The sequence below is a fragment of the Candidatus Erwinia dacicola genome (genome assembly GCF_001756855.1).
GTDB classification, from domain to species: domain Bacteria; phylum Pseudomonadota; class Gammaproteobacteria; order Enterobacterales; family Enterobacteriaceae; genus Erwinia; species Erwinia dacicola.
The window spans coordinates 1-8432 of the sequence record NZ_MAYS01000583.1 but is presented as its reverse complement, the minus strand read 5'-3'; the positions used below and the strand labels follow the sequence as shown (position 1 = coordinate 8432).

At 53.7% G+C, this 8432-nt stretch carries 7 protein-coding genes and 3 pseudogenes; 4 read left to right on the top strand and 6 right to left on the bottom strand.

Annotated elements, in window-relative coordinates; all coding sequences use genetic code 11:
- The 3 genes and pseudogenes from BBW68_RS14465 to BBW68_RS14455 all read right to left on the bottom strand — a co-directional run.
- On the bottom strand, window positions 1–275 hold a 275-nt coding region (locus BBW68_RS14465), incomplete at its 3' end, for an IS6 family transposase (protein ID WP_148127486.1).
- Window positions 276–432: 157 nt separating this feature from the next.
- A complete protein-coding gene (apt, locus tag BBW68_RS14460; RefSeq protein WP_070135887.1) occupies window positions 433–984 on the bottom strand; it encodes an adenine phosphoribosyltransferase in 552 nt (183 codons plus the stop codon).
- Between the two features lie 155 nt (window positions 985–1139).
- Window positions 1140–1508, bottom strand: a pseudogene (locus BBW68_RS14455) (DUF454 family protein).
- A gap of 65 nt (window positions 1509–1573) precedes the next feature.
- On the opposite strand from BBW68_RS14455, the gene priC reads away from it, so the two are divergent.
- A complete protein-coding gene (priC, locus tag BBW68_RS14450; protein ID WP_070135886.1) occupies window positions 1574–2107 on the top strand; it encodes a primosomal replication protein PriC in 534 nt (177 codons plus the stop codon).
- Between the two features lie 247 nt (window positions 2108–2354).
- A complete protein-coding gene (gene rsmS / locus BBW68_RS14445; protein ID WP_070135885.1) occupies window positions 2355–2504 on the top strand; it encodes a pleiotropic regulatory protein RsmS in 150 nt (49 codons plus the stop codon).
- A gap of 7 nt (window positions 2505–2511) precedes the next feature.
- Here rsmS and acrR read toward each other — a convergent pair.
- A pseudogene (gene acrR, locus BBW68_RS14440) lies at window positions 2512–3151 on the bottom strand (multidrug efflux transporter transcriptional repressor AcrR).
- A gap of 132 nt (window positions 3152–3283) precedes the next feature.
- Between acrR and BBW68_RS14435 the strand changes: the two are divergent.
- Together BBW68_RS14435 and BBW68_RS14430 are read left to right on the top strand one after the other, a co-directional pair.
- Window positions 3284–4483 (top strand): efflux RND transporter periplasmic adaptor subunit, encoded by a 1200-nt coding sequence (locus BBW68_RS14435; RefSeq protein ID WP_070135884.1) that lies wholly within the window; start codon window positions 3284–3286, stop codon window positions 4481–4483.
- A 16-nt stretch (window positions 4484–4499) separates the two neighbouring features.
- Window positions 4500–7649 carry a multidrug efflux RND transporter permease subunit AcrB gene (locus tag BBW68_RS14430; RefSeq protein ID WP_070135883.1) on the top strand — a complete coding sequence of 1050 codons (3150 nt, stop codon included), beginning with the start codon at window positions 4500–4502 and terminating at the stop codon, window positions 7647–7649.
- 104 nt (window positions 7650–7753) lie between these two features.
- On the opposite strand, the pseudogene BBW68_RS20375 reads toward BBW68_RS14430, so the two are convergent.
- Both BBW68_RS20375 and BBW68_RS14425 read right to left on the bottom strand, forming a co-directional pair.
- Window positions 7754–7846, bottom strand: a pseudogene (locus BBW68_RS20375) (hypothetical protein); the annotation flags it as partial.
- Between the two features lie 90 nt (window positions 7847–7936).
- On the bottom strand, window positions 7937–8432 hold a 496-nt coding region (locus BBW68_RS14425; protein ID WP_186821353.1), incomplete at its 5' end, for a transposase.

Sequence of the window (8432 nt, the reverse complement as noted above, 5' to 3'; positions counted from 1 at the left end):
TACAGATAAGCCCAGCGTCCGTTGACCTTCACGTAGGTTTCATCGAGATGCCATGAGCCAAAACCGGAAGGTTGACGCCAGTACCAGCGCCGCCGCTTTTCCATCTCAGGTGCAGAACGCTGAACCCATCGATAAATCGTGGTGTGATCGACATTTACCCCTCGCTCAGCCAGCATCTCCTGCAGCTCACGATAACTGATGCCATATTTGCAGTACCAGCGGACGGCCCACAGGATAATATGACACTCAAAATGTCGACCTTTAAATGGGTTCATGTGCCGCTCCTTCAACTAAATAGTGGCATCAGTTTACCATCGCCAGATCTTTGCAACAGTGCCGTTTTTTGTGCCGAACAGCGGTTGAAAGCATTTTGGGTATATGTAGAGAAGCGGATAAGGCGATACCGGGGCGGACAAGCCGCCCCGCAAAGTCTTAGTGACTGGGGAAGTTCACCAGACTGTAGCTTTCAACGCCCTGCGCCTTCAGGCGTGATTCGCCCGTGAGGTCAAACAGGTTAATGATGAAAGCGGCATCTTTCACGCTGCCGCCCGCGCGGCGGATCAGCTTCACGGTGGCTTCAATGGTGCCACCTGTCGCCAGCAGATCATCAACCACCAGCACCACGTCACCCGGCTGGATAGCATCACAATGCAGCTCTAACTGGTCGGTACCGTACTCCAGCTCATAGCTTTCGGCAAAGGCTTGACGCGGCAGCTTGCCCGGTTTACGCACCGGTACGAAGCCCGCACCCAGCCCAAGCGCAACCGGCGCCCCGAATAGGAAACCGCGCGCTTCAGTGCCCACCACCTTGGTGATGCCAGCGTGACGATAGCGTTCAACTAACAGCTCAATGCTCAGCGCATACGCCTTCGGATCTTCCAGCAGGCTGGTGACGTCACGAAAGAGAATGCCCGGTTTTGGGTAGTCCGGGATGCTTTTGATACTGTTTTTAAGGAATTCAAACTGCTGCGCAGTCGCGGTCATAGTGTTGTGCCTAGTAAATACAAATCTGACTCACGCGGCTTCCTTCACGCACGACGATAAAGCTGGGTGAAATTTAAACATTGGGGGAAAGCCGCTGCACGAAAACGACCAAATCTAGGCAAAATGCAGGACAATTGCAACCGTGATTAGCAAAATCAGCACTTTTCCTGCTCTTCGTCAACCACTGGCAGGTGGATCGTAAAGATCAGCAGGCAGCAGAGTATCGCCAGCAGCAGGTGTACCCAGAGAATTTTGACCATCCACTGGGAAAAGGCAAAGGTCAGCAGAATAAACAGGATCGCCCTGCCCTTGGCACCCGGTGGCATCGCCCGATGCTGCTGCCAGTGATGCAGGTAGCGCCCAAATACCGAGCGGTGCGGCAGCCAGTGATAGCGCAGGGAAGATCGGGCAAAGCACTAGGCCGCCAGAAGTAGAAATGGCGTGATCAGTAGCAGCGGCACCACGCCGAGCGTGGCCAGTACCACCGCCAACCAGCCGAAAGTAATAAGAAGATAACGTTGCATGGCATACCCGAAAAAATTGGCTGTAGACAGGGTATCATAGCCGCAATAATGCCTTGGAGAACACGATGAAAAGCGCAACTTTACTGCAACAACTGGAAACGCAGCTGGAACAGCTGGCGCAGGCTGTCGAGCCGCATGCTAATAAACGTAACGCGCAGGCGCGTTTCGACCATCAGTTATTCCACAGCCACTCTACCCATCTTGGCGATTATCTGCAGGAAATCCGGCAGACCATGGCGCTGTTAAAACAGAGCGTGAGGGATAATCGCCCGGAAAGCGTGGCGTGGATGGCTGAACGCGTGGTGCTGCAGATGAGCGCCATGCAGCGCGAACTGGCAACGCTGAAGATGCGCAGCAGTGAGACCCGCGCCGCGCCGGTGTGGGAGAACCTGTATGAAAAGCTGGCCGAACATCAGGATTTTGAACGCCGCCTGCGGGCGATGATTCAGGACAGGGAAAGCCTGCTGGGCGTGCAGGAAACGCTGGCACAGCAGCAGCTTCAGCGTGAGGTGGCCGCACTCGAAGGGCGTTTGCAGCGCTGCCTTCAGGCGCAGAAGCGAATTGAACGCGGCATCGAAGATCGCGAGCGCGGGCTATAATCGGGTGATAACTCGCTGAAATAGAGGCAGCTATGGGTCTGATTAGCTGGATGGTAACTGGTTTGCTGGAGGGTGTTGTTGCCCGCCGTTTTCCCCCGGCCGCCTGATGCCAACGCTGTTACTGACTGCCGTGTGTGCCTTGATTGGCGGCTATTTCAGCAGTTATTTTGACTACGGAACGCTGACCATGGTTGGCGTGGGCAGAATGCTGCGCATCTGAAATTTTTATCACTATAAGGGAAGACGTATGTCGCTGGATACTGCACGGGAAGAAGTCAAACTGGCCGTGGATTTGATTATACTGTTGGAAGAAAATCAGATAGCGCCAGAAACCGTGCTGGCAGCGCTGGCGATTGTGCAGCGAGATTTCGAGCAGAAAGTCGCCGCAGGTTCATAATTTCGCGCTATGCTGGCTTGCGCAAGGTTGGGCACACAGATCAGCATTTCGATCAGCGTGTCCAGCAGTTACGGCGCGGCGGCGGCGCGGTTAAAGCTTTCCGGCATAAACAGCCAGTTTTCCATGATGCCGCTAATGTAGCCACGCATCACTACGGCCACGCGGCGCGTGTTAAGATTTTCCGGAAGTTGCTTTGCATTAATACACTGTTGTAAATCCTCTTCTATCTTCTCATAACATTCCAGATAGAGATTTTGCTGCATCAGCCGGAGGGTGGTCATTTTACCGACGAACTCAATTTATGGTAAATAATTTCCATAAGTGCACGTCTTCTCGGATCGGTGGCTGCTGCGTCAAGGACATACAGCAACATAGCTCGCATAACAGAGAGTGGATCCACCGGGTATTTTGACTGATACTCAAGTTCTAGGTCTGCCATTCCGGATTCGGACTGTGCTCAAATCTCATTGAGCAAATCTGTTTTATTTTTGAAATGCCAGTAGATTGCACCTCGCGTCACGCCAGCACTTGCGGCAATATCAGCCAATGACGTTTTAGAAACGCCATGTTCAGAAAAGCGCTCAATAGCCGCATCTACGATGTAGATTTCGCGTTTCCTGAGCTTGTTGTTTGGTATTTCGTGCCATGAGGGTGTTTTTTACAAAGCGTTAGATTTACATACATTTCCGAATGTATGTACCATAGCACGACCATAATTTAATCGCAGCAATGGGTTTGTGATCCATTGAACAATCGATATCGGATCTTGAGGTTTATTTATGAACAAAAACAGAGGGTTAACACCTCTGGTGGTCGTTATAATGCTTTCAGGCAGCTTAGTGCTAACAGGATGTGATAACAAAGGTTCTCAGCAGGCTGGTCAGCAACAGACCCCTGAAGTGGGTATTACGACGCTAAAAAGCGCACCGCTTAAAATTACCACCGACCTGCCGGGTCGCACCTCATCGTTCCGTATTGCAGAAGTTCGCCCACAGGTTTCCGGCATTATTCTGAAACGCAACTTCGTTGAGGGTAGTGATATCAAGACTGACGAATCATTGTATCAAATTAATCCAGCCACTTATCAGGCCGCTTACGACAGCGCCAAAGGTGACCTTGCACAGGCTCAGGCCAATGCGCAGATCGCCGCTTTAACGGTAAAACGCTACAAGCCTCTGCTGGGTACTAAGTACATCAGTCAGCAGGATTACGACACGGCGGCAGCCACCCAGAGCCAGACCGCTGCAGCCGTTCAGACAGCACAGGCAGCCGTTGAATCTGCCCGTATCAACCTTACCTATACCAAAGTGACCTCGCCTATCAGCGGACGCATTGGTAAATCCTCAGTCACCGAGGGTGCGCTTGTGCAGAGTGCTCAGACTACCGCTCTAGCAATCGTGCAGCAGCTGGACCCGATCTACGTTGACGTGACCCAGTCGAGCGAAGACTTTATTCATCTGCGCGACGAGCTGAAATCCGGCCAGCTGCAGCAGACCAACGGCAAAGCTGAAGTCAAACTGTTAACGCAGGATGGTAAAGAATACTCGCAGAGCGGAACATTAGAATTCTCTGATGTCACCGTTGACGAGACCACCAGCTCCATCACACTACGCGCGGTGTTCCCTAACCCAGACCACAATCTGCTGCCAGGTATGTTCGTACGTGCTCGCCTAGATGAAGGCACCAACCCAAATGCATTGCTGGTTCCTCAGCGGGGCGTAACCCGCACGCCAACTGGCCAGGCTACTGCCATGGTCGTCGGTGCGGATAACAAGGTTGAAGTACGTAATGTGACGGTCGATCAAACTTTCGGGGATAAGTGGCTGGTCACGTCGGGCTTGAAAGATGGTGATCGTGTGATCACCACTGGTTTGCAGCGTGTGAAACCCGGTGCCACGGTGACCCCACAGGAAGTTAGCGACGACAGTGCCAAAGAAGCCCCTTCAGTCTCGGAACAGTCTGAACAACCGAAGTCTTAACAGGAGCCGCTGACACATGGCTAAGTTCTTTATCGATCGCCCCATTTTTGCCTGGGTTATAGCCATCATTATGATGATGATGGGTGCGCTGTCGATCCTGAAACTGCCGATTGAGCAATATCCTAATGTTGCTCCACTGGCAATCGAGATCATCGCCACCTACCCGGGTGCCGATGCAAAAACTTTGCAGGACTCCGTTACGCAGGTTATCGAACAAAACATGAACGGCATCGACGGCCTGATGTACATGGGCTCAAGCAGCGACTCTTCGGGTACGCTGCAGCTGACTCTGACATTCCAGTCCGGTACATATGCTGATATCGCGCAGGTGCAGGTTCAGAACAAACTGCAGCTGGCGATGCCGTTGCTCCCGCAGGAGGTCCAGCAGCAGGGGATTAAAGTTCAGAAATCCTCTAGTAGTTTCCTGATGGTTGCCGGTTTCATCAACGATAACGGCACCATGACCCAGAACGACATCTCTGACTACGTGGGGTCTAACATTAAAGATCCTATAAGTCGTGTCTCCGGCGTAGGTGATACCCAGCTGTTCGGGGCGCAGTATGCGATGCGTATCTGGATGGACCCGCATAAACTCAACAACTACTCCCTGACGCCGGTCGATGTGATCAGCGCCATCAACACCCAGAACGCCCAGGTGGCAGCCGGTCAGCTCGGCGGTTCACCACCGGTGAACGGCCAGCAGCTGAATGCCTCGATCATTGCGCAGACGCGTCTGACCTCGGCTGAAGAGTTCGGTAAGATCCTGCTAAAAGTGAACAGCGATGGTTCGCGTATCCGTCTGAGCGACGTGGCGCATATTGAGCTGGGTGGTGAGAACTACGAGATTATTGCACGCTATAACGGTCAACCGGCCTCGGGTCTGGGGATCAAGCTGGCAACCGGCGCTAACGCCCTAGATACCGCTGCGGCGGTAAAAACTGAGCTTGCCAAACTGGAGCCGTTCTTCCCGGCCGGCATGAAAATCGTATATCCGTATGACACCACGCCGTTCGTTAAAATCTCGATTAACGAAGTAGTGAAAACACTGGTTGAAGCTATCATACTTGTGTTCCTGGTGATGTACCTGTTCCTGCAAAATTTTCGCGCCACGCTGATCCCAACGATTGCGGTACCGGTTGTCTTGCTCGGCACATTTGCGATTATCAGCGCCTTTGGCTACTCGATAAACACCCTGACGATGTTCGGGATGGTGCTCGCCATCGGCCTGTTGGTGGATGATGCCATCGTGGTGGTGGAGAACGTCGAACGCGTAATGGCCGAAGAGGGCCTGCCGCCGAAGGAAGCCACACGTAAGTCGATGGAGCAGATCCAGGGCGCGCTGGTCGGTATTGCGCTGGTGCTGTCAGCGGTATTTATTCCAATGGCCTTCTTCGGCGGGTCTACCGGGGTTATCTATCGTCAGTTCTCGATTACTATCGTTTCCGCGATGGTGCTATCGGTTATCGTCGCGCTGATCCTGACCCCGGCACTGTGTGCCACCATGCTGAAGCCGATTGCGAAAGGCGACCATGGCAAAACCACCGGTTTCTTCGGCTGGTTTAACCGCCTGTTCGACAAGAGCACCAATCACTACACTGACAGCGTGGGCCACATCGTGCGCAGCACTGGTCGTTATCTGGTGATTTATCTTCTGATCGTGGTGGGCATGGCCTATCTGTTTATGCACCTGCCAACCTCCTTCCTGCCAGAAGAGGACCAAGGGGTATTCCTAACCATGGCCCAGCTGCCAACGGGTGCCACCCAGGAACGTACACAGAAAGTGCTGGACCAGGTGACGAATTACTACCTGAGTAAAGAGAAAGCGAACGTTAACTCGGTGTTCACCGTTAACGGCTTTGGCTTTGCAGGTCGTGGTCAGAACACCGGTATCGCCTTCGTCAGCCTGAAACCGTGGGATGAACGTGCGGGTCCAGATAACAAGGTGCCGGCGATTGCCGGGCGTGCAATGGGCGCGCTGTCAGCGATCAAAGATGCGATGGTTATTCCGTTCAACCTGCCTGCGATTGTCGAGCTGGGTACGGCGACCGGTTTTGACTTCCAGCTGATCGATCAGGGTGGCCTTGGCCATGAGAAACTGATCGCAGCACGTAACCAGCTGCTTGGCATGATTGCTCAGCATTCGGATACCCTAGTAGGCGTGCGTCCTAACGGTCTGGAAGATACGCCACAGTACAAACTGACTATCGACCAAGAAAAAGCATCGGCGCTGGGGGTATCGCTTTCCGATATCAACACCACGCTGGCGGCAGCTTGGGGCGGATCCTACGTCAATGACTTCATTGACCGCGACCGCGTGAAGAAAGTGTACGTGATGGGCGATGCTCCTTACCGTATGTTGCCGAGTGACATTGGCAACTGGTATGTGCGTGCCAGTAGCGGTAAAATGGTGCCGTTCAACGCCTTTGCCTCTGCGCAATGGGTTTACGGTTCACCACGACTGGAACGTTATAACGGCCTGCCGTCAATGGAACTGTTAGGACAGCCAGCACTAGGTAAGAGCTCGGGTGAAGCGATGAACCTGATGCAGGATCTAGCGTCGAAACTGCCTACCGGTATTGGTTACGATTGGACGGGGATGTCCTATCAGGAACGTCTGTCCGGTAATCAGGCTCCGGCACTGTATGTCATCTCGCTGATTGTGGTCTTCCTGTGTCTAGCCGCACTGTACGAGAGCTGGTCAATACCGTTCGCGGTAATGCTGGTGGTACCGTTGGGTGTGGTCGGCGCGCTGATCTTTACCACCCTGCGCGGATTGAGCAACGACGTGTACTTTGTGGTGGGGCTGCTAACCACCATAGGGCTATCGGCGAAGAACGCTATCCTGATCGTCGAGTTCGCTAAGGACCTGATGGAAAAGGAAGGGAAAGGCTTGGTGGAAGCGACTCTGGAAGCGGTGCGTATGCGTTTACGTCCAATCCTGATGACTTCTCTGGCGTTTATCCTCGGGGTTCTGCCGCTGGCTATCAGTACCGGTGCAGGTTCCGGTGCTCAGAACGCCGTCGGTACAGGCGTGATGGGCGGGATGGTCACCGCGACTATCTTGGCGATCTTCTTCGTTCCGGTGTTCTTCGTGGTAGTTTGCCGCCGCTTCAGTAAGAATAAAGAAGAGTTGGAACATAGCCACCCAGTCGATCATCATCACTAACTAACGCAAGTTAATGTGAACCAGAGGCCGCTTATGCGGCCCTTTTTTTGTCTTTTTTTCCATCGTGCAAGTTGGTAAGCGTTAAGCGAGCGTCGTATTGACGGCTATTTATTGGTGAGATCTACGTTCCATGGCAGCATTTCGGCCACTTTGTTGCTGGGCTACTCCGGCAGTACGTTCAGAATATGGCGAAGGTAGTAGAGAGAAGGCGAACCACGCTGCGGGCGGTCGAGTCCGTCAAGGTGGTGTAAATTCAGATCCAGCCTTCCGGTCCGGTAATATGTCTGTTAAGCGCTGAGTGGCAGCGCCTCGATCACATCGTTTTCAGCGGTCTGCTCTATCTCCGCCATGCTGTGCTGCGGCAGGTAGCGGTTCTGCAACAGCCATTCTTCGTTCTGCTCCGTCAGCACCGCACCCAGAAGCCGGGTTATGCTCTCTTCGTTGGGGAAGATACCCACCACGTGGGAACGCCGCTTCACCTCTTTATTCAGGCGCTCCAGCGTGTTCGTGGAGTGGATTTTCACCCGGTGCGCTCCCGGGAACCCGAAGTACGCCAGCCCCTCCGCCTCCGCTTCGTCCATCATCTCTGTGACTGCCGGGAAGTTCTTTTCCAGCTGGGCCGCGACCTCGCGCCAGGTGGCATGGGCGTTTTGTTCCTCCGTCTGCACGAACACCTGTTGCAACGCGGCACGGACAACCGACTGGCTGGCTCTGCTGACTCGCCCCAGCACGTTACGCATGAAGTGAACCCGGCAGCGCTGCCAGCTGGCACAGAACACCTGC